The sequence below is a fragment of the Roseimarinus sediminis genome, from assembly GCF_050433125.1.
Classification (GTDB): Bacteria; Bacteroidota; Bacteroidia; order Bacteroidales; family Prolixibacteraceae; genus Roseimarinus; species Roseimarinus sediminis.
In genome coordinates this window covers 1-1,296 of the sequence record NZ_JBNPXV010000050.1, presented here as the reverse complement: position 1 = coordinate 1,296, position 1,296 = coordinate 1, and the positions used below count along the sequence as shown (strand labels likewise).

The 1,296-nt window shown below is 36.9% G+C and carries 1 protein-coding gene; it reads right to left on the bottom strand.

Going from position 1 to position 1,296, the window contains the following annotated elements:
* Nucleotides 1–31 precede the first annotated feature (31 nt).
* The gene (locus FHS86_RS19160; protein WP_429417695.1) at nt 32–1,195 is read right to left on the bottom strand and encodes an IS4 family transposase; all 1,164 of its coding nucleotides are present in this window, start codon (nt 1,193–1,195) and stop codon (nt 32–34) included.
* Nucleotides 1,196–1,296 lie beyond the last annotated feature (101 nt).

Genomic DNA, 1,296 nt, shown 5'->3' with positions numbered 1-1,296 from the left:
TCACTAGTGTCCCATTAAAATTGGGACGTTATTAAAAATTAAACAAATTTGGCTCATTAAGCCTAAAACGTTCTTTGTCATTTTGAAATTTAGTTCTCTCAAATAGGTCTCGAAGATGAGTTTTATCGGTTAAAGATATACTCAGTATCTGCAAAATCTCATATGTACTTCTGTCAAGTTGCATGTCATTCTGGACGATTGCCACCAGGCAGTAAGTACACATGGCAGCGTAGATTTGAATCCGAACAGCATTTTCAGTAGTTCCCCAGAATTTCTTGATTTTTAAATGTTGTTTTAGCCACTTGAAGAAAAGCTCGACTTGCCAGCGGTTCTTGTAAAGATCAGCAACTTGAAGTGCAGAAATGTGCATTGCATTGGTTAAGAATACAAGCTCACGCTTCTGTTCTTCATCCCAATATCTAACCAATCTAAGATGTGCTGGATAGTATTGCTTAGGATAAAACCCAGTCAATTCAATTGTTACATCTGAAAGTACGTTCTTGGGCAATCTTCGTTTCCATTTGATTATCTTGTATTGTAGATTCTTCTTTGCTCTGACAACGAAGAAAGCTCCTATTTGATGAATTTTATACAACATCTTGAAGTGATTATATGCACGGTCAAATATGTAATATGATCCTGATTCATAAGGGATCTCTTTCATTGCGGTAGAGTCGTGAACAGAAGCTTCAGTGATATGGAAAAATGCCGGTATCTGTGTCTCCACATCATATAATGTATGTACCTTGATTCCACCTTTTTTCTTACGAAACTTCGCCCACCAGAATACGGAAAGGCACAAGTCAATCGTAGTTGAATCAAATGCATAGACATTACCTTCAAGATTGAAGATGTCAGAAACTCGTTTCTGCCGGGCTTCGTTTACCAGGTAGTAAGCATACTCTTCAAAAATGTGATAGTCTCTGTCTTGATTGGCTCTGGCCAGAGATGATTTTGAAATATTCTTGCCCAAGCCCAAATGATAAGATTTGGAGTGATGAGCATCAAGTGCGACAATCAAATCTCTAAGACTTTCACGATTTGACAATTGCCCGAACATCAGAGAAAGCAGTTGATTCCAACAAGTGAAATGTTTCACGTATTTGTCTCCATTGAATTTGGCAACAATACGATTGAATTTGCTTCGATTCAGAAACGAAACCAGTTGAGCGAAAACGTACTTGTCTTGGTACATATGCAATCAGATTAATCTGATGCAAAACTAAAAATTCAAGTCCGTTCGCTCTAAAAACGTCTGTAATTAACTAAATTTCAAATATTTCAAAGAACTTTTTT